Source organism: Klebsiella sp. 2-CIP_Kleb., assembly GCF_050378715.1.
Classification (GTDB): Bacteria; Pseudomonadota; Gammaproteobacteria; order Enterobacterales; family Enterobacteriaceae; genus Klebsiella; species Klebsiella quasipneumoniae.
The window spans coordinates 259,747-277,535 of the sequence record NZ_JBNRLG010000003.1 but is presented as its reverse complement, the minus strand read 5'-3'; the positions used below and the strand labels follow the sequence as shown (position 1 = coordinate 277,535).

Genomic DNA, 17,789 nt, shown 5'->3' with positions numbered 1-17,789 from the left:
ATAAACGCTGAGAAATTAACCACACCATTGCGAGGATCCTATGCTGCATCTGACACCGCTGAAATCATTGCTGCTGGCCAGCGCGCTGGCCCTGCTGGCCGCGGCGCCGGCCTCGGCGCAGGAGAAATTCAGGGTTATCACCACCTTCACGGTTATCGCCGATATGGCGCAGAACGTGGCCGGCGATGCCGCCGTCGTCAGCTCCATCACCAAACCGGGCGCGGAGATCCACGACTACCAGCCCACCCCCGGCGATATCAAACGCGCGCAGGGGGCGCAGCTGATCCTCAGCAATGGTCTCAATCTCGAACGGTGGTTTGCCCGCTTTTATCAGCACTTGCAGGGCGTCCCGGAGGTGGTGGTCAGCGAGGGGATCCAGCCGATGGGCATCAGCGCGGGCCCCTATAGCGGGAAGCCCAATCCCCATGCCTGGATGTCGGCAGATAACGCCCTGATCTATGTCGATAATATTCGCGACGCGCTGGTGAAATACGATCCGCCTCACGCCGACACCTATCGCCGCAACGCCGAGGCCTACAAAGAGAAGATCCGCCAGACGATGGCGCCACTGCAGGCCAGACTGGCGCAGCTGCCGGAGGATAAGCGCTGGCTGGTCACCAGCGAGGGAGCCTTCTCCTATCTGGCCCGCGACTATGGCCTGCGCGAACTGTATCTGTGGCCGATTAACGCCGACCAGCAGGGTACCCCGCAACAGGTGCGCAAGGTTATCGACACCATGAAGAGAGAACAGATCCCGACCATCTTCAGCGAAAGCACCATCTCCGATAAACCGGCGCGTCAGGTGGCGCGCGAAGCCGGCGCCCACTACGGCGGCGTGCTGTATGTCGATTCCCTGAGCGCCGCCGACGGCCCGGTGCCGACCTGGCTCGACCTGCTGCGCGTCACCACCGAAACCATCGTCAACGGTATCCAGGACGGGATGAGGAAACAGCCATGAATACAGCGCAAGCGGGTCTGTATGTCGACCAGCTCACCGTTACCTGGCGCAACGGCCACACCGCCCTGCGCGACGCCTCGTTCAGCGTACCACGCGGCGCCATTGCCGCGCTGGTGGGGGTTAACGGCTCGGGTAAATCCACGCTGTTTAAAGCGCTGATGGGCTTTGTGCGCATCGGTCACGGCGAGATCGCCATACTCGGCCAGCCGGTCAATCGCGCGCTGCGCCAGAATCTGGTCGCCTATGTCCCGCAGTCGGAAGAGGTGGACTGGTCCTTCCCGGTGCTGGTGGAGGATGTGGTGATGATGGGCCGCTACGGCCATATGGGCTGGCTGCGGCGGGCAAAGCCGCGCGATCGCGAAATCGTCGATGCCGCGCTGGCCCGCGTGGGCATGAGCGAGTACCGCCATCGGCAAATTGGCGAGCTCTCCGGTGGGCAGAAAAAGCGCGTCTTCCTCGCCCGCGCCATCGCTCAGCAGGGTCAGGTGATCCTGCTGGATGAGCCTTTTACCGGCGTCGATGTGCAGACCGAAGCGCGGATCATCAGCCTGCTGCGCGAGCTACGCGATGAGGGCTGCACCATGCTGGTCTCCACCCATAACCTCGGGTCCGTAAGTGAGTTTTGCGATTATACGGTGATGGTAAAAGGCACCGTGCTGGCCAGCGGCCCGACAGAAACCACCTTCACCGCCGAGAATCTGGAGCGGGCTTTCAGCGGCGTGCTGCGCCACGTCGCCCTCACCGGCGCGGAAGCGCAGATTATCACCGATGACGAGCGGCCGTTTATCAGCCGGCGCGCGGCGGGAGGACCACGATGAGCTGGCTGCTGGAGCCGTTTGGCTATCACTATATGCTCAATGCGATGTGGGTATCGGCGCTGGTGGGCGGCGTCTGCGCCTTTCTCTCCTGCTACCTGATGCTCAAAGGCTGGTCGCTGATTGGCGACGCCCTTTCCCACTCGATTGTGCCCGGCGTCGCCGGGGCCTATATGCTCGGCCTGCCGTTTGCCCTCGGCGCGTTTCTCTCCGGCGGCCTGGCGGCGGGCAGTATGCTGTTTTTGCAGCAGCGATCGCGGCTGAAAGAGGATGCGATTATCGGCCTGATCTTCTCCTCCTTCTTCGGTATCGGGCTGTTTATGGTGTCGCTGAACCCGACGTCGGTGAATATCCAGACCATTATCCTCGGCAATATTCTGGCCATCGCCCCGGAGGATATTATCCAGCTGGCGGCGATCGGCTTTATCTCGATGGCGATCCTGCTGCTGAAGTGGAAAGATCTGATGGTGACCTTCTTCGATGAAAACCACGCCCGCTCGATTGGTCTGAACACCCGCGGCCTGAAGCTGCTGTTCTTTACCCTGCTGGCGGCCTGCACCGTAGCGGCGCTGCAGACCGTCGGCGCCTTTCTGGTCATCTGCCTGGTGGTCACTCCCGGGGCCACCGCCTGGCTGTTAACCGACCGCTTCCCGCGCCTGCTGGCCATCGCCGTCGCCATCGGCAGCCTGACCAGCTTCTTCGGCGCCTGGCTCAGCTACTATCTCGACGGCGCCACCGGCGGCATTATCGTGGTGGCGCAAACGCTGCTGTTCCTCATCACCTTTATCTTTGCGCCGAAGCATAGCCTGCTGGCCAACCGCCGCCGCGCCAGGGAGGCCGCATGCTGAATCTGTTCCTGGCTCCGTTTCAGTTTCCATTTATGGTCAACGCGATAACAGTATCGATGGTCGTCGCCGTGCCCTGCGCGCTGCTGTCGGTCTTTCTGGTGCTTAAAGGCTGGGCGCTGATGGGCGACGCCATGAGCCACGCGGTCTTTCCCGGCGTGGTGCTGGCCTACATTATCGGCATCCCCTTCGCCATCGGCGCGTTTATCGCCGGGCTGCTGTGCGCCGTAACGACCGGTTTTCTTGACGATAACAGCCGCCTCAAACGCGATACCATTATGGGAATTGTCTTCTCCGGCATGTTTGGCGCCGGGCTGGTGCTGTACGTAGCGATCCAGTCCGACGTCCATCTCGACCATATTCTGTTCGGCGATATGCTGGGGATCTCCCTCAGCGATATTGGACAAACGGCGGCGATCGCGCTGGTGATTGCGCTGATTATCGGGCTGAAATGGCGGGATTTTTTGCTGCACGCCTTCGATCCGACGCAGGCCAAAGCCAGCGGCCTGCGCGGGGGGCTGCTGCACTACGGCCTGCTGTGCATGATCGCCCTGACCATCGTCGCGACGCTGCAGTCGGTAGGGATTATTCTGTCGATTTCGCTGCTGATTGCCCCCGGGGCGATCGCGCTCCTGCTGGTACGGCGCTTTATCCACGCCCTGCTGCTGGCGGTGGCAGTGGCGGTCTGCTGCTCGGCGGGAGGGGTGTGGCTGGCGTTTTATCTCGATAGCGCGCCGGCGCCGACTATCGTGGTGCTGTTCACCGCGCTGTTTGTGGTCGCCTTTGTGGCAAGCACGATCCGGGATAGCCGGAAACAGAAAACTTCAGCAACCATCCCCGGCGGCGGCTAACGCCTTACCGGGGCTACAAAAAACGCGAGTTGTCCGCCGGCTGCGCGCCGCGCAGGCCGGGGAAGGCCGCTATTTTTTCGGTCGGTATTTTTCCGGCAGCGGCGGCACCGGCCGCCTGTCATCCAGCAGATGGCGAAGGGTCAGGATCGGGTGGCGCCAGAGCATTCGCGGCCCGGCCCAGCGCATAATCTGCTTCATCTCTTCGCGCTTCGCCGGCTGGTAGCAATGCACCGGACACTGCTTGCAGGCCGGTTTATTGTCGCCAAACACGCACTTATCAAGGCGCTTATCGGCGTAGGCGTTCAGCGCCTGATAGTGTTCGGCGTCGTCGCGGGCCTCCGGACAGTGGCGCTGATAAAGCCCAATCATCCGACCGATCGTCTGCTTTTCACGTTCGATGCGTTTGCCCACCGTCAATTTCCCTCCCCACAAAAAGATGCATCAATAATACACCTTTTAAGCCGGCCACGCAGCCGCTTTCCTAACGATCAGGTCGGGTTAGCGGGTTTATCAACATGCCCCAATGCTTTTTCCGGGAAGCAGACATCGCGCACCCGGCGTTTCAGCTCTGCCGCATCCGGAAAGCCGCCATCCTGCTTGCGCTCCCAGATCTGCTGGCCGTCGATATCGATAGTGAAGATCCCGCCGGTGCCCGGCACCAGCGTCACCGAGGCGATATCGGTGCTGAAGGTGTGTAACAACTCCTGCGCCATCCAGCTGGCGCGCAGCATCCAGTTGCACTGGGAACAATAGGTGATGGTGATAGCCGCTTTTGAATTCATCGTCATCTCGCTCAGGCTGAAAGGGCACAGTGTAAACAAAGTGCAGTTTAAATGAGGAATACATCAATATTTTGTTGCAAACGATAATACCTATCATTACCATTCGCAATCAACAAATGGAGTTAGACCCTATCCGCAACGGAAAAGACGGAGCAACCTGCAACTCTGGAAGTAACGCGTGAGCCGATACTAATAACGATCAAGGCGTGGCGACTATGTACAAATCGACTCCGTCAGCAGCAGGGTGTAAAAAACGCCTGCTGGTGACCTCTTTGCTTGCAGCAATTTATCAAACTTCTGCCGTCGCAGCAGGCACTTCCGCCATCGGCGGCGAGGCGGTGGATGACACCTCGGAACAAATGACCGTCACCGCTCCCGCGCCGGCGCAAAAAGCCGGTAACGAGCACAGCATCAGCGCCCGGGAGCTGGAGGATAAAGGCGCTAACGATTTCGGCTCGATCATGCGCTATGAGCCGCTCATCAGCGCCACCGGGGCCAGCGGCGGCTCCGGCAACGGCAAAAGCGGCTTCGATCGCGGGGGCTACACCGGCTACAACATTCGCGGTATGGAGAGCAACCGCGTCGGCATCGACGTGGACGGTATCGCCCAGCCCAACGCCACCGGCCGTGGCTACGTCGGTCGCGCCGGGCTCAACACCTTCGGCATCGGCCGCGATTATATCGACCCCTATATGTACGGCAGCGTGGAGATCCAGTCCGGCGCCACCTCGACGGAAACGGCCAACAGCGCCATCGGGGGGAATGTCTCCTTCCGCCCGAAATCGGCGGATGATTACCTGCGCCCGGGCAAAACCAGCGCCTTCGGCTATCGCAGCGGCTACGACTCCGCGGATCGCAGCTGGCACAACGGGGTGACCGTCGCCGGCGGCGATGAGTTCCTGCGCGGCATTTTGGTCTACAGCCGCCGCGATGGTCAGGAAACCGAAAATAACAGCGGCACCGTCGATGCCTACCCGGCGAACTGGCACTCCGATGCCTTTCTGGCCTCCGGGATCTGGCAGCCCAACGACGAGCACAAGCTAACCAGCACCTTCGACTATTACCATAAAACCAACCACACCCACTACGATACCTGGGACTCCAGCGGCAACAGCACCATCGGCACCGCCAACCAGACCAGCCAGACCCGGCGCTGGGGCCTGAGCCTGAAGGATGACTGGACGCCGATGAATGACTACCTCGACAGCGTCTCCAGTAAAATCTATTACCAGCATACCGAAGCCCATGACTGGACGTATATGCCGGACAGCGTCACCCGCAGAATGCAGACGGTGAACTCCAACTACGACACCGACACCTGGGGCCTGCAGACCGCACTGGCGAAAACCCTGGGCCGCCACGATCTGAGCGCCGGCTTTAACGCCAGCACCAGCAAAACCCAGCGGCCGTTCAGCCAGTCGCCAATCCCCAGCGTTTACAGCGAGATCATGCAGCCGGAGGCGGATAGCCGCAGCTACACCCTCGGCGGTTTTGTTCAGGATAAGATCAACTTCGATCTCGATAGCCACAATTTTGCCATTATTCCCGGCGTGCGTGTGGTACATCAATCGACGAAGCCGGAAAATCTGTCCGACCTCGCCGCCAACAGCAGCGCGCTGACCGAATCGTCAGTGGCCAGGCTGTATGGTAAAAACAGCGATACCCAGGTTCTGCCGTCGTTGACCTTCCAGTACGACCTCACCCCGCGTCTGATGACCTACCTGCAGTACCAGCGCGGGGCGCAGTTCCCCAACGCCAGCCAGCTGTATGGCTCCTGGAACCTTGGCTCCAGCTACGCCGGCAGCCAGCAGTATGCCCTGATCGGCAATACCGATCTGAAGACGGAAACCAGCGATAATCTTGAGTGGGGACTGAAGGGGGAAGTTACCGAAGGCATCACTCTGCGCACGGCGCTGTTCTACAACAGCTATAAGAACTTTATCGCCTATACCCGCTATACCCGGGCGAATAATCCGGGCCAGTTCACCAACGTGCCGTCGAATATCTACACCATTTATCAGGCGGAAAACCGCGATAAAGCCTATATCTACGGCGGTGAAATCAGCACTAAATTTAACTTTGGCACCTGGTATGAGCAGGTGGACGGCCTGAGCGCCACCCTCGCCCTCGGCTATAGCGAAGGGAAATCGAAATCCAGCTACAGCGGCGATAAATACGTCGACCTCGACAGCGTAGCGCCGATGAAAGCCATCGTCGGAGTGGCGTGGGACGATCCGGCGAAACGCTACGGCACCGCCCTGACGGCGACCTTCGTCAAAGGGAAACAGGCGACCGCCACCAATCGCGAAAGCTACAGCAACAGCGGATCCGCCATCACCGATGCCAGCAGCGACTATATGCGCGTGCCGGGCTACGGCATGCTGGACTGGACCGCGTACTGGCAGGTAGCGAAAAACGTGCGCCTCAATGGCGGGGTCTACAACCTCACCGATCGTAAATACTGGGATTACCTGAGCAGCCGCAATATCGAGACCGGCACCAACCAGGACGCCAACGATAAAGCGCTGGCGGTGATGCCGGGCCGCACCTGGCAGCTCGGAGTCAACGTCGACTTCTGATTGCCCGAATAACCACTCACCTGCCCCGGCCCACCGGCCGGGGATATTGATCATCGAGAAGGATATAATTATGCCCAATGCCCACCCCGATTTGTGGCAGCGCTACCAGGCCACCAAAGCGGCCAGCGCCGCGAAATATGCCCGCGATATCGCCTCGGAAATGGGGATCAGCGAAGCCGAACTGACCGCCGCCCGCCTCGGCCATGATGCCGTGCGCCTGAGCGATGACGCCCGGGCGCTGATTGCCGCCCTGGAGCGCGTCGGTGAAACCAAATGCATCTGCCGCAACGAGTATGCCGTGCATGAGCAGGTCGGCCAGTTCACGCACCAGCACCTCAGCGGCCACGCCGGGCTGGTGCTCAACCCGCGCGCGCTCGACCTGCGTCTGTTCCTCAGCCAGTGGGCCAGCGCCTTCCATCTGAACGATAACGGTCGCCAGAGCATTCAGTTTTTCGACCACCACGGTGACGCCCTGCTGAAAGTCTATGCGACCACGCAGACCGACATGGCGGCCTGGGACACCCTGATCGCGGAGTATCGGGTGGCGGCCCCGGCACCGCTGACCCTGCGCCCACTGGAGCCGGTGAAATATGCCGAGAGCGCCGATGGAGCCGCGCTGGAGAACGACTGGCGCGCGATGACCGACGTACACCAGTTCTTCGGTCTGCTGCGTAAATATCAGCTTTCCCGCCAGCAGGCCTTCCGTCTGGTGAGCGACGACCTCGCCTGCCGCGTTGATCGCCATGCGCTGCCAGCGTTACTGGAGACGGTGCGCCAGGAGGGCAATGAAATCATGATCTTCGTCGGCAATCGCGGCTGCGTGCAGATTTTCACCGGTGCCCTGGAAAAGCTGGCGCCGATGCGCGGCTGGCTGAATATCTTCAATCCCACCTTTACCCTCCATCTGCGCGAAGAGAGCATCGATGAAGTGTGGGTGACCCGTAAGCCGACCTCAGACGGACACGTCACCAGCGTCGAGCTGTTCGCCAAAGACGGCACCCAGATTGCCCAGCTCTATGGCCAGCGCAGCGAGGGCCACCCCGAGCAGGCGCAATGGCGCCAGCAGGTGGATCGTCTGACCCGCGAAGGACTGCCCGCATGATGCGCTGGTTACTGCTTCTCATCGCCTTCCCGCTGCTGAGCCACGCCGCTGTGGAGCGGCTCGTCACCCTCGGCGGAGATGTCACTGAGATCGTCTATGCCCTTGGCGCGCAACAGAGCCTGGTCGCCCGGGACAGCACCAGCAGCTGGCCCCCGGCGGCGCAAAAACTGCCGGATGTCGGCTACCTGCGGCAGCTGAACGCTGAGGGGATCCTCGCATTACGTCCGCAGCTGGTGTTAGCGAGCGCCCAGGCGCAGCCCTCGCTGGTCTTACACAAGGTGCAGGCGAGCGGCGTGAAGGTGGTTAACGTGCCTGGCGGCGAAAACCTGGCCGCGATCGATAAAAAAGTGGCCGTCATTGCCGAAGCATTAGGCAAAACCCCGGCAGGCGACGCGCTGCGCCAGCAGCTTCAGCAGCAGATCGCCGCCATTCCAACGCAGCCGATTGCCAGGCGGGTGCTGTTTATTCTCAGCCACGGCGGAATGAATACCCTGGTGGCCGGGCAACACACCGCGGCCGATGGCGCCATTCGCGCCGCCGGTCTGCAGAACGCGATGCAGGGCTTCGACCACTATCGGGCGATGTCGCAGGAGGGAGTGGCCGCCAGCCAGGCGGATCTGGTGGTGATCTCCGCCGATGGTCTCAAAGGGATGGGCGGCGAAGCCGGGCTGTGGAGCCTGCCCGGCCTGGCGCAGACCCCGGCGGGTCGCCATAAACAGCTGCTGACGATCGACGACATGGCCCTGCTCGGCTTTGGGCCGCGCACCCCGCAGGCAATTATCGCGCTGCGTGAAAAAGCGGAGCAACTGCCCTGATGCGCCCTGCCCTCACCCGCCGTTTGCTGATGATGACGCTACTGCTGGTTTCGCTGACGCTGTTCGCCACCACCCTTGGCGCGATGCGTTTGCCGCTGGCCAGCCTGCTGCCCGCCGGGGATGAGATGCTGCGCCACATCTGGCTGACCATCCGTCTGCCGCGGGTGCTGCTGGCCCTGCTGGTGGGCGCGGCGCTGGCCCTCTCCGGCTGCGTGATGCAGGGGCTGTTTCGCAACCCACTTGCCGACCCGGGCCTGCTGGGCATCAGCAGCGGCGCCGCGCTGGCGGTGGCCTGCTGGCTGGTGCTCCCGCTTTCCGCATCGGGGCTGATCGCCCTGTATATGCCGATGCTGGCGGCGTTTATTGGTAGCCTGGCAGTGATGGTAGTGATTTTTATCCTCAGCCGGGCGGAGGAGGGTTCGCTGTCGCGCCTGCTGCTGGTAGGGATCGCCATCAACGCGCTGTGCGGGGCGCTGGTCGGCGTGCTGGCCTGGCTGAGCAACGACGCCCAGCTGCGCCAGCTGTCGCTGTGGGGCATGGGCAGCCTGGGCCAGGCCGAGTGGCCGACCCTGCTGGTGGCTACGACCCTGATCATCCCGGCGGCGCTGGCGGTGTGGTGGATGGCATCCCACCTGAATCTGCTGCAGCTCGGCGATGAAGAGGCGCACTATCTCGGGGTCAACGTGCGGGCGCTGCAGCGCTGGCTGCTGCTGTGCAGCGCGGTGCTGGTGGCCGCGGCGGTGGCCATCAGCGGAGTCATCGGCTTTATCGGCCTGGTGGTGCCGCACCTGATGCGCCTGTGGCTGGGGCCGGATCATCGCGGGCTGATCCCCGGCTCGCTGCTGGCCGGCGCCATCCTGCTTCTGCTGGCCGATACCCTGGCCCGCACCGTAGCGGCGCCGGCGGAGATGCCGGTCGGTCTGCTCACCAGCCTGCTGGGCGCCCCCTGGTTTCTGTGGCTGGTCTTTCGCCGGGAGAATCTCAAACATGGCTAATGAATACTGCGCGCAGGGACTGGCGCTTCGCCTCGGCCAGCGGCAGATTATCGACAACGTCTCCGTCGCGCTGCGCGGCGGCGAGATGACGGCGCTTATCGGGCCGAACGGCGCAGGCAAATCCACGCTGCTGCGGCTGCTTACCGGGTACCTGACTCCGGATAGCGGCACTCGCCATCTGGCGGGCACGCCGCTGGAGGAATGGTCACCCGAGGCGCTGGCGCGCCGGCGGGCGGTCATGCTGCAGCGCACGGCCCTGCAGGCTGACTGGACGGTGGAAACGGTCATCGCCATGGGGCGCTCGCCGTGGGGTCCGACCGCGGACCCGTCGGTGCTGGCGGCGGTAATGGCCGTCACCGGCTGCGATGAACTTGCCGGCCGCCGCTATCCCGGCCTCTCCGGTGGCGAGCAGCAGCGGGTACAGCTCGCCCGCTGTCTGGCGCAGCTGTGGCGCGACGGCGCGCCGCAGGGCTGGCTGTTTCTTGATGAACCCACCTCGGCGCTGGACCTTTACTATCAACAGTATCTGCTGCGCTTGCTCAAACGGCTCACCGCCGGCGGGCAACTGCACGTGTGCGTGGTGCTGCATGACCTTAACCTCGCCGCCCTGTGGGCCGACCGCATCCTGCTGCTTCACCAGGGCCATCTGGTCGCCCAGGGCACGCCGCAGGAGGTGATCCAGCAGCCGGTTATCCATCGCTGGTACGGGGCGGATGTCCGCCTCGGCCAGCATCCGGACAACGCGGCCCCCCAGGTCTATCTGGCGCCGTAACCCCCGCGCGGCGCAACTGGAATCCGGATCGCGCCGCGCGCGTTCGTCAGTTTCCCTCGCCTGCCCATCTCCGTTATCATGTCTCATCCATGTGATAACGACGAAAACAACAAAATCGCCGCCATTTCAAATCAGGGATCTGGATAACACCCCATGAGCACAATTGACAATCTCGACGCCCACACGCCGATGATGCAGCAGTATCTCAAGCTGAAGGCGCAACATCCTGACATTCTGCTGTTTTACCGGATGGGGGATTTTTACGAGCTGTTTTATGACGATGCGAAACGCGCGTCGCAGCTGCTCGATATCTCGCTGACCAAGCGCGGCGCCTCCGCGGGCGAACCCATTCCCATGGCCGGCATCCCCCACCACGCGGTGGAAAACTATCTTGCGAAACTGGTTAATCAGGGCGAGTCGGTAGCCATTTGCGAGCAGATAGGCGATCCGGCCACTACCAAAGGGCCGGTCGAGCGTAAAGTGGTGCGTATCGTCACGCCGGGCACTATCAGCGATGAAGCGCTGCTGCAGGAGCGCCAGGACAACCTGCTGGCCGCCATCTGGCAGGACAGCAAAGGCTTTGGCTACGCGACGCTGGACATCAGCTCCGGCCGCTTCCGCTTGAGCGAACCGGCCGACCGCGAAACCATGGCGGCAGAGCTGCAGCGCACTAATCCGGCGGAGCTGCTGTACGCGGAAGATTTTGCCGAATCGTCGCTGATCGAAGGCCGCCGCGGTCTGCGCCGTCGTCCGCTGTGGGAATTTGAAATCGACACCGCGCGCCAGCAGCTTAACCTGCAGTTCGGCACCCGCGATCTGGTTGGCTTCGGCGTGGAAAACGCCCCCCGCGGCCTGTGCGCCGCCGGCTGCCTGCTGCAGTATGTCAAAGACACCCAGCGCACCTCGCTACCGCATATTCGCTCCATCACCATGGAACGCCAGCAGGACAGCATCATTATGGATGCCGCCACCCGCCGTAATCTGGAGATCACCCAGAATCTCGCCGGCGGCACCGATAACACGCTGGCCTCGGTGCTCGACTGCACGGTGACGCCGATGGGCAGCCGGATGCTCAAGCGCTGGCTGCATATGCCGGTCCGCGATACCGCCGTGCTGATGGAGCGCCAGCAGACCATCGGCGCGCTGCAGGAGCGCTATACCGAGCTGCAGCCGGTGCTGCGCCAGGTCGGCGATCTGGAACGTATTCTGGCGCGTCTGGCGCTGCGTACCGCCCGTCCACGCGATTTAGCCCGCATGCGTCATGCCCTGCAGCAGTTGCCCCTGCTGCGCGAGCAGCTGGCTGACGTTGACAGTCAGCCGGTGCAAAAATTGCGCGAAAAAATGGGCGAGTTTAGCGAACTGCGCGAACTGCTGGAGCGCGCGGTGATCGACGCCCCGCCGGTGCTGGTCCGCGACGGCGGGGTCATCGCTCCAGGCTACAGCGCAGAGCTGGACGAGTGGCGGGCGCTGGCCGATGGCGCCACCGATTATCTCGATAAGCTGGAGATCCGCGAGCGCGAGCGGCTGGGCCTCGATACCCTGAAGGTCGGCTACAACGCCGTCCACGGCTACTATATCCAGATCAGCCGCGGCCAGAGCCACCTGGCGCCGATCCACTACGTGCGTCGCCAGACGCTGAAAAACGCCGAACGCTACATTATTCCTGAACTGAAGGAATACGAAGATAAGGTGCTGACCTCCAAGGGCAAGGCGCTGGCGCTGGAAAAACAGCTTTATGACGAACTGTTCGACCTGCTGCTGCCGCACCTTGCCGACCTGCAGGCGAGCGCCAGCGCGCTGGCCGAGCTGGACGTGCTGGTCAACCTGGCGGAACGCGCGGAAACCCTGAACTACTGCTGCCCGACCTTTAGCGATAAGCCGGGCATTCGCATCAGCGAAGGCCGCCATCCGGTGGTCGAGCAGGTGCTGAAAGAGCCCTTTATCGCCAACCCGCTGCAGCTGGCGCCGCAGCGGCGGATGCTGATCATCACCGGGCCGAACATGGGCGGTAAAAGTACCTATATGCGCCAGACCGCGCTGATTGCGCTGCTGGCCTATATCGGCAGCTACGTCCCGGCGCAGAAGGTGGAGATCGGGCCGATCGATCGCATCTTTACCCGCGTCGGCGCGGCGGATGACCTGGCCAGCGGCCGCTCGACCTTTATGGTGGAGATGACCGAAACCGCCAATATTCTGCACAACGCCACCGAACACAGCCTGGTGCTGATGGATGAGATTGGCCGCGGCACGTCCACCTACGACGGTCTGTCGCTGGCATGGGCCTGTGCGGAGAATCTGGCCAACAAAATCAAGGCGCTGACGCTGTTCGCCACCCACTACTTCGAGCTCACCCAGCTGCCGGAGAAAATGGAAGGCGTTGCCAACGTCCACCTCGACGCGCTGGAGCATGGCGACACCATCGCCTTTATGCACAGCGTGCAGGATGGCGCGGCCAGCAAGAGCTACGGCCTGGCGGTCGCCGCGCTGGCCGGGGTGCCGAAAGAAGTGATCAAGCGCGCGCGGCAGAAACTGCGCGAGCTGGAGAGTATTTCGCCCAACGCGGCGGCGACCCAGGTCGACGGCACGCAGATGTCGCTGCTCGCCGCCCCGGAAGAGACCTCGCCTGCAGTTGAGGCGCTGGAGAATCTTGATCCGGACTCCCTGACCCCGCGTCAGGCGCTGGAGTGGATTTATCGTCTGAAAAGTCTGGTCTAGCACCCCAATCGCCCTATTAAGGTGAAAAACGGCAGCGCCGTTCAGCGCTGCCGTTTTAACAAACTAAAAATGGGTGCAAGAGGATGCGTCCTGACAACCGATACGCGGGGTTGCCCCCGCGCGGATGCTACTTCTTCGATTCGTAAGCGAGAACAGCTTTAAACTCAATATTACGCTCTTTAATACTCAGCTCGCATAGTGAGCTGTGCACCAACAGCGTAAATCCCAGTACCGTAATACAGAGTACGATGATTGCCACAAGGGCATATTTCGTCAGCATATCTTGCCTCCCTGCAAAGAAGAGACTAACATCTGAATTGTCGATGTTCATTCGCTAGCCTCAGTTGATAGAAATATCTCCTGGGGCTTTCGTCTGTCTGGGGTCCTGGTAATGCTCAAGGCCAGACAGCCTCAAGCACCCGCCGCTATTCTATACTCGTCAGGGTGTGAAATTTATCTGCAAGGAATTAATCAGACGGATTTTATAATAATCTGGAAGCCGACTCGCAAAGTCATCCCACGCTATTATCCCTTTACACCATTTCTGGATTTAATGAATAAAATAACTTTTATCATTCTGCGAAATATAAAAAACCGACTGAGAGATTATCCCAGTCGGCGTATTTGTCGCAGGCAGTTTGCGCACTGCCCAGTTTTAATATGGCCGGTAAAATAGCCCAAATGAAATAGGCCCTTAGCGGGCCCTTTTCATTAACGCTTATCTTCCGGCAATAGCGGCGGTACGTGCGGCACCTGCGGCGCCTCATCAATATCTTTCTGCGTCATCCGAAACGCTTCCGGATAGTGCTCGCGGCTGGTGCGGCGCAGCGGCTCGGTATCCCGCCAGGTATAAAGGCAGTGCTGGCACTGATACACAGTCCAGACCCCTTTCACCGGCGATGTTGCCATGACTTCAATCTTTTCATCGGCGCAACGTGGACAAATCATCTTCTTCTCCTTATTTACGGTTGGCCAGCATGGCGGTCAGTTTTTCAGCCCAGGCTTTGGTTTCCGGCAGATCCTGCACCGGCTGGCTGTAGTGGCCGCGTAGGTCCGGCGCAACCGGGGTGGTGGCGTCGATAATGAGTTTGTCGGTGATGCCCGCTGGGCTGGAGCCTGGGTCAAGTTCAAGGACCGACATGTTCGGCAACTGCACCAGGTCTCCCGCCGGGTTAACCTTAGAGGAGAGCGCCCACATCACCTGCGGCAGATTGAACGGGTCGACGTCTTCATCAACCATAATCACCATCTTCACATAGCCGAGGCCGTGGGGAGTGGTCATCGCCCGCAGTCCCACCGCGCGGGCAAAGCCGCCGTAGCGTTTTTTGGTGGAGATGATCGCCAGCAGACCGTGGGTGTACATGGCGTTGACCGCCTGCACTTCCGGAAACTCTGCCTTCAGCTGCTGATACAGCGGCACGCAGGTGGCCGGGCCCATCAGATAGTCGATTTCGGTCCATGGCATACCGAGATAGAGCGATTCAAAAATCGGTTTGCTGCGATACGAGACTTTGTCGATGCGCACTACCGTCATGTTACGACCGCCGGAGTAGTGGCCGGTAAACTCACCGAACGGCCCCTCTATCTCACGCTTGCGGCCTTCAATCACCCCTTCGAGGATCACTTCCGAACCCCAGGGCACGTCAAAGCCGGTCAGCGGCGCGGTGGCGATGGGATATGGGCTCTCGCGCAGCGCGCCGGCCATTTCATATTCTGACTGATCGTATTTCAGCGGCGTGGCGCCCATCAGGGTGATAATCGGGTCGTTACCGAGGGTAATGGCGATCGGCAGGTCTTCCCCGCGCTCTTCCGCCTTATGCAGATGCAGGGCGATATCGTGCATCGGCACCGGCTGCAGGCCGAGCTTGCGCTTGCCTTTCACTTCCATACGGTAGATACCGACGTTTTGCTTACCGAAGTTGTCAGGGTCAAGCGGATCGCGCGAAACGACGCAGGCTTTGTCGAGGTAGAAGCCACCGTCGCCATCGTTGAGGCGGAACAGCGGCAGAATATCGAACAGGTTGATATCGTCGCCATCCACGGTGTTTTCCGCCCATGCCGGGTTGGCGCGGCGCTCTGGCGTCACCGGGAAGTTATCCCAACGGCGGATGAATTCATCAATCTGCTTTTTCACCGGCGTGTTGGGCGGCAGGCCCAGCGAGATGGCATGGTTCTGCCACGAGCCGATGGTGTTCATCGTCACCCGGGCGTCGGTAAAGCCGCGAATATTATCGAACCACAGCGCCGGGGCGCCGTCGCCGATGCGTCCGGTGGCATTGGCCGCCGCCGCCAGGTCTGGCTCAGCGTTCACCTCTTCACTGATTTTCAGCAGTTGTCCCTGGTCATCCAGTGCCTGCAAAAAGCTGCGCAAATCATCAAAAGCCATTATTCGATCTCCTGTGCAAATTGTTCTGCCGTACGCAAGCCGTTCCAGCGGCGCGCCTTGTGGTAGTCGAGGCCAAACTGATCCAACACCCGGGTCACAATATGGTTGGTGATATCGTCAACCGTTTCCGGGTGGTTGTAGTAAGCCGGCATCGGCGGCACCATCGCCACGCCCATCCGGGACAGCGCCAGCATGTTCTCCAGATGGATCGTGCTGAGCGGCATTTCCCGCGGGACCAGCACCAGCTTGCGCCCCTCTTTAAGCACCACGTCCGCCGCGCGGCCCACCAGCCCTTCGGCATAGCCCGCGCGAATGCCCGCCAGCGTCTTCATACTGCAGGGAATAACGATCATGCCGTCGGTGCGAAATGAACCTGATGAGATGGTGGCGGCCTGGTCGGCCGGGCTGTGGGAAAAGTCCGCCAACGCGGCCACTTCCCGTGCCGTCCACGGCGTTTCCAGCTCGATGGTGGTTTTGGCCCATTTCGACATCACCAGATGGGTTTCCACCTCCGGCATATCGCGCAGCGCCTGCAGCAATGCCACCCCAAGCGGAGCCCCGGTGGCCCCCGTCATCCCAATAATCAGTTTCATTCCACACCTCATTCATTTTGTTCGTATACGAACTTTGTACTTAAATTACCCCCTCCTGAGCCAAATGACAAGATCGTTCGTATACGTGCGCATTTTTAATCAAACAGGGAAAAGGTATAAAAAGGCGTACAAACGGCTATCATAGAGGTGACAGTTTTGTTACGGAGTATTCATGGAGTTACGAAACGAAGCATTCCACCTGCTGCGCCAGCTTTTTCAACAACATACCGCCCGCTGGCAGCAGGCGTTACCGGACCTGACTAAGCCTCAGTATGCGGTGATGCGCTCGGTTGCCGAGCAGCCGGGGATCGAACAGGTGGTGCTGATTGAAGCGGCGGTCAGTACTAAGGCCACGCTGGCGGAGATGCTCAGCCGGATGGAAGCGCGCGGCCTGGTGCGCCGGGAGCACGATCCGGCCGATAAACGCCGCCGTTTTGTCTTTCTGACCGACGAAGGCGAGGCGCTGCTTAACCGTTCCATTCCGCAAGGCAATGAGGTCGATGACGAGTTTCTCGGCCGCCTGAGCGATGATGAACGCGAGCAGTTCTCCCGGCTGGTGCGTAAGATGATGGTTCCCTGAGCAAGCGCCTAGTCGAGCTGCTCACGCAGAAAGTCGATAAACGCCCGCACCCGGGTCGGCATATGCTGCGCATCGGGAAAAAGGGCATACACGCCCTGCGGCGGGAAATGGTATTCCGGCAGGACAGCCACCAGCTCCCGCTGCGCCAGTTTCCCGGCCACCAGCCAGGCAGGCAGCAAAGCGACGCCGCATCCGGCCAGAGCAAAGCTCATCAGCGCCGTGGCGCTGTCGGCTGAAAACCGTGGCGCGTTGACTATCGTAAAATCCACCTCTGCCTGTTCATCCGTTCGCAGCTGCCAGCGCAGCGGCGCCGGCAGACGCTCGTGAATAATCCAGTCAGCTTGCGCCAGATCGGACAGCGTCTGCAGCGGATGGCTCGCCAGCCAGGCCGGTGAGGCGACGGGCAGGATCGCAAAACTGGCAATCCGCGTCGCCCGGTAGCGGGAATCGGCCAACGTGCCGAGGCGTATCGCCACGTCAAATCGTTCGGAGATAAGATCCGCATGATGGGAGGACGAGACGTGCCGCACCCGTAACGCCGGATGATGACGGGAAAACGCCGCCAGCGCCGGGATGATAACCTGTGCGCCATACTCCGGCGTAGTGGTGATCCGCAGCTCTCCGCTTAAACCGCTATGGCTGGCCCGAACCTCATCCTGCAGATTTTCCGCCGCTTTCAGCAGCGCCACCCCACGCTGATAGAACAGCGCCCCGGCGTCAGTGAGCCGCAGACGGCGCGTCGAACGCAGCAGCAGGGTCACCCCCAGCTCATTTTCCAGTTGCCTTACGTTAAAGCTGACCACCGCTTTGGTCTGCCCCAGCGCCGCGGCGGCCTGGGTGAAGCTGCCGGCGTCCACCACGGCGATAAACATGGTCACGCGCTGAAGGTTTAGCATCGTCGTCCGGATGATTGTCAAAAATATTCAGACAGTATATCCCGATTCACCCCGTTTATCCCCCGTGGCGCCGGGTTTACAGTAGCCGCCTGTCTGAGGGAGTGA

The 17,789-nt window shown here is 61.2% G+C and carries 18 protein-coding genes; 11 read left to right on the top strand and 7 right to left on the bottom strand.

Annotated elements, in window-relative coordinates; all coding sequences use genetic code 11:
* Window positions 1–40 precede the first annotated feature (40 nt).
* From ACQUTP_RS14275 to ACQUTP_RS14260, 4 genes are read left to right on the top strand one after another with little or no spacing between them, the layout of a single operon-like run.
* A complete protein-coding gene (locus ACQUTP_RS14275) occupies window positions 41–958 on the top strand; it encodes a metal ABC transporter substrate-binding protein (RefSeq protein ID WP_004205632.1) in 918 nt (305 codons plus the stop codon).
* Window positions 955–1,776 carry a manganese/iron ABC transporter ATP-binding protein gene (locus ACQUTP_RS14270; RefSeq protein WP_023318999.1) on the top strand — a complete coding sequence of 274 codons (822 nt, stop codon included), beginning with the start codon at window positions 955–957 and terminating at the stop codon, window positions 1,774–1,776. The genes ACQUTP_RS14275 and ACQUTP_RS14270 overlap by 4 nt, the downstream gene beginning before the upstream one ends.
* A complete protein-coding gene (sitC, locus tag ACQUTP_RS14265; RefSeq protein WP_080847570.1) occupies window positions 1,773–2,621 on the top strand; it encodes an iron/manganese ABC transporter permease subunit SitC in 849 nt (282 codons plus the stop codon). Before ACQUTP_RS14270 ends, sitC begins: the two co-directional genes overlap by 4 nt.
* Window positions 2,615–3,469 carry a metal ABC transporter permease gene (locus ACQUTP_RS14260; RefSeq protein ID WP_023319001.1) on the top strand — a complete coding sequence of 285 codons (855 nt, stop codon included), beginning with the start codon at window positions 2,615–2,617 and terminating at the stop codon, window positions 3,467–3,469. Before sitC ends, ACQUTP_RS14260 begins: the two co-directional genes overlap by 7 nt.
* Before the next feature lie 69 nt (window positions 3,470–3,538).
* On the opposite strand, the gene ACQUTP_RS14255 is transcribed toward ACQUTP_RS14260, so the two are convergent.
* Window positions 3,539–3,880 carry a nitrous oxide-stimulated promoter family protein gene (locus ACQUTP_RS14255; RefSeq protein WP_072500823.1) on the bottom strand — a complete coding sequence of 114 codons (342 nt, stop codon included), beginning with the start codon at window positions 3,878–3,880 and terminating at the stop codon, window positions 3,539–3,541.
* Window positions 3,881–3,957: 77 nt separating this feature from the next.
* A complete protein-coding gene (locus tag ACQUTP_RS14250) occupies window positions 3,958–4,251 on the bottom strand; it encodes a SelT/SelW/SelH family protein (protein ID WP_004205627.1) in 294 nt (97 codons plus the stop codon).
* 215 nt (window positions 4,252–4,466) lie between these two features.
* Between ACQUTP_RS14250 and ACQUTP_RS14245 the strand changes: the two genes are divergently transcribed.
* From ACQUTP_RS14245 to mutS, 6 genes are all read left to right on the top strand, one after another.
* On the top strand, window positions 4,467–6,830 hold the full coding sequence (locus ACQUTP_RS14245; RefSeq protein ID WP_080847566.1) for a TonB-dependent receptor domain-containing protein: 2,364 nt from the start codon (window positions 4,467–4,469) through the stop codon (window positions 6,828–6,830).
* Window positions 6,831–6,900: 70 nt separating this feature from the next.
* Window positions 6,901–7,932 carry a hemin-degrading factor gene (locus tag ACQUTP_RS14240; protein ID WP_205608812.1) on the top strand — a complete coding sequence of 344 codons (1,032 nt, stop codon included), beginning with the start codon at window positions 6,901–6,903 and terminating at the stop codon, window positions 7,930–7,932.
* Window positions 7,929–8,747, top strand: a complete 819-nt coding sequence (locus tag ACQUTP_RS14235) for a heme/hemin ABC transporter substrate-binding protein (RefSeq protein WP_057213153.1) — start codon at window positions 7,929–7,931, stop codon at window positions 8,745–8,747. The genes ACQUTP_RS14240 and ACQUTP_RS14235 overlap by 4 nt, the downstream gene beginning before the upstream one ends.
* Complete coding sequence (locus tag ACQUTP_RS14230; RefSeq protein WP_049092491.1) at window positions 8,747–9,742, top strand: FecCD family ABC transporter permease; 996 nt, start codon at window positions 8,747–8,749, stop codon at window positions 9,740–9,742. Before ACQUTP_RS14235 ends, ACQUTP_RS14230 begins: the two co-directional genes overlap by 1 nt.
* Entirely contained in the window at window positions 9,735–10,514 is a 780-nt protein-coding gene (locus tag ACQUTP_RS14225; RefSeq protein WP_222690040.1) for a heme ABC transporter ATP-binding protein, read from the top strand. Before ACQUTP_RS14230 ends, ACQUTP_RS14225 begins: the two co-directional genes overlap by 8 nt.
* A 153-nt stretch (window positions 10,515–10,667) precedes the next feature.
* Window positions 10,668–13,229 carry a DNA mismatch repair protein MutS gene (gene mutS, locus ACQUTP_RS14220; protein ID WP_032456520.1) on the top strand — a complete coding sequence of 854 codons (2,562 nt, stop codon included), beginning with the start codon at window positions 10,668–10,670 and terminating at the stop codon, window positions 13,227–13,229.
* A 127-nt stretch (window positions 13,230–13,356) separates the two neighbouring features.
* Here the strand turns inward: mutS and ACQUTP_RS14215 are convergent, their stop codons facing one another.
* The 4 genes from ACQUTP_RS14215 to ACQUTP_RS14200 all read right to left on the bottom strand — a co-directional run bounded on the left by ACQUTP_RS14215 (window position 13,357) and on the right by ACQUTP_RS14200 (window position 16,208).
* Window positions 13,357–13,509: a Hok/Gef family protein gene (locus tag ACQUTP_RS14215; protein ID WP_002915097.1), complete on the bottom strand. Its 153-nt coding sequence runs from the start codon at window positions 13,507–13,509 to the stop codon at window positions 13,357–13,359.
* Window positions 13,510–13,940: 431 nt separating this feature from the next.
* Window positions 13,941–14,177, bottom strand: coding sequence for a non-oxidative hydroxyarylic acid decarboxylases subunit D (locus ACQUTP_RS14210; protein ID WP_002915098.1), 237 nt, complete (start codon window positions 14,175–14,177; stop codon window positions 13,941–13,943).
* A gap of 10 nt (window positions 14,178–14,187) precedes the next feature.
* Entirely contained in the window at window positions 14,188–15,615 is a 1,428-nt protein-coding gene (locus ACQUTP_RS14205; protein ID WP_004205612.1) for a non-oxidative hydroxyarylic acid decarboxylases subunit C, read from the bottom strand.
* Window positions 15,615–16,208 carry a non-oxidative hydroxyarylic acid decarboxylases subunit B gene (locus ACQUTP_RS14200; RefSeq protein WP_002915099.1) on the bottom strand — a complete coding sequence of 198 codons (594 nt, stop codon included), beginning with the start codon at window positions 16,206–16,208 and terminating at the stop codon, window positions 15,615–15,617. Before ACQUTP_RS14200 ends, ACQUTP_RS14205 begins: the two co-directional genes overlap by 1 nt.
* 172 nt (window positions 16,209–16,380) lie before the next feature.
* On the opposite strand from ACQUTP_RS14200, the gene ACQUTP_RS14195 reads away from it, so the two are divergent.
* Window positions 16,381–16,788 carry a MarR family winged helix-turn-helix transcriptional regulator gene (locus tag ACQUTP_RS14195; protein ID WP_004205611.1) on the top strand — a complete coding sequence of 136 codons (408 nt, stop codon included), beginning with the start codon at window positions 16,381–16,383 and terminating at the stop codon, window positions 16,786–16,788.
* Between the two features lie 8 nt (window positions 16,789–16,796).
* Here the strand turns inward: ACQUTP_RS14195 and ACQUTP_RS14190 are convergent, their stop codons facing one another.
* Window positions 16,797–17,684: a LysR family transcriptional regulator gene (locus tag ACQUTP_RS14190; protein WP_004205610.1), complete on the bottom strand. Its 888-nt coding sequence runs from the start codon at window positions 17,682–17,684 to the stop codon at window positions 16,797–16,799.
* Window positions 17,685–17,789: the final 105 nt, after the last annotated feature.

What these genes read in the sequence shown, in the direction of transcription:
- ACQUTP_RS14275 (WP_004205632.1), top strand. Translation starts at nt 41, where the DNA reads ATGCTGCATCTGACACCGCTGAAATCATTGCTGCTGGCCAGCGCGCTG.
- ACQUTP_RS14270 (WP_023318999.1), top strand. Translation starts at nt 955, where the DNA reads ATGAATACAGCGCAAGCGGGTCTGTATGTCGACCAGCTCACCGTTACC.
- sitC (WP_080847570.1), top strand. Translation starts at nt 1,773, where the DNA reads ATGAGCTGGCTGCTGGAGCCGTTTGGCTATCACTATATGCTCAATGCG.
- ACQUTP_RS14260 (WP_023319001.1), top strand. Translation starts at nt 2,615, where the DNA reads ATGCTGAATCTGTTCCTGGCTCCGTTTCAGTTTCCATTTATGGTCAAC.
- ACQUTP_RS14250 (WP_004205627.1), bottom strand. Translation starts at nt 4,251, where the DNA reads ATGAATTCAAAAGCGGCTATCACCATCACCTATTGTTCCCAGTGCAAC.
- ACQUTP_RS14245 (WP_080847566.1), top strand. Translation starts at nt 4,467, where the DNA reads ATGTACAAATCGACTCCGTCAGCAGCAGGGTGTAAAAAACGCCTGCTG.
- ACQUTP_RS14240 (WP_205608812.1), top strand. Translation starts at nt 6,901, where the DNA reads ATGCCCAATGCCCACCCCGATTTGTGGCAGCGCTACCAGGCCACCAAA.
- ACQUTP_RS14235 (WP_057213153.1), top strand. Translation starts at nt 7,929, where the DNA reads ATGATGCGCTGGTTACTGCTTCTCATCGCCTTCCCGCTGCTGAGCCAC.
- ACQUTP_RS14230 (WP_049092491.1), top strand. Translation starts at nt 8,747, where the DNA reads ATGCGCCCTGCCCTCACCCGCCGTTTGCTGATGATGACGCTACTGCTG.
- ACQUTP_RS14225 (WP_222690040.1), top strand. Translation starts at nt 9,735, where the DNA reads ATGGCTAATGAATACTGCGCGCAGGGACTGGCGCTTCGCCTCGGCCAG.
- mutS (WP_032456520.1), top strand. Translation starts at nt 10,668, where the DNA reads ATGAGCACAATTGACAATCTCGACGCCCACACGCCGATGATGCAGCAG.
- ACQUTP_RS14215 (WP_002915097.1), bottom strand. Translation starts at nt 13,509, where the DNA reads ATGCTGACGAAATATGCCCTTGTGGCAATCATCGTACTCTGTATTACG.
- ACQUTP_RS14210 (WP_002915098.1), bottom strand. Translation starts at nt 14,177, where the DNA reads ATGATTTGTCCACGTTGCGCCGATGAAAAGATTGAAGTCATGGCAACA.
- ACQUTP_RS14205 (WP_004205612.1), bottom strand. Translation starts at nt 15,615, where the DNA reads ATGGCTTTTGATGATTTGCGCAGCTTTTTGCAGGCACTGGATGACCAG.
- ACQUTP_RS14200 (WP_002915099.1), bottom strand. Translation starts at nt 16,208, where the DNA reads ATGAAACTGATTATTGGGATGACGGGGGCCACCGGGGCTCCGCTTGGG.
- ACQUTP_RS14195 (WP_004205611.1), top strand. Translation starts at nt 16,381, where the DNA reads ATGGAGTTACGAAACGAAGCATTCCACCTGCTGCGCCAGCTTTTTCAA.
- ACQUTP_RS14190 (WP_004205610.1), bottom strand. Translation starts at nt 17,684, where the DNA reads ATGCTAAACCTTCAGCGCGTGACCATGTTTATCGCCGTGGTGGACGCC.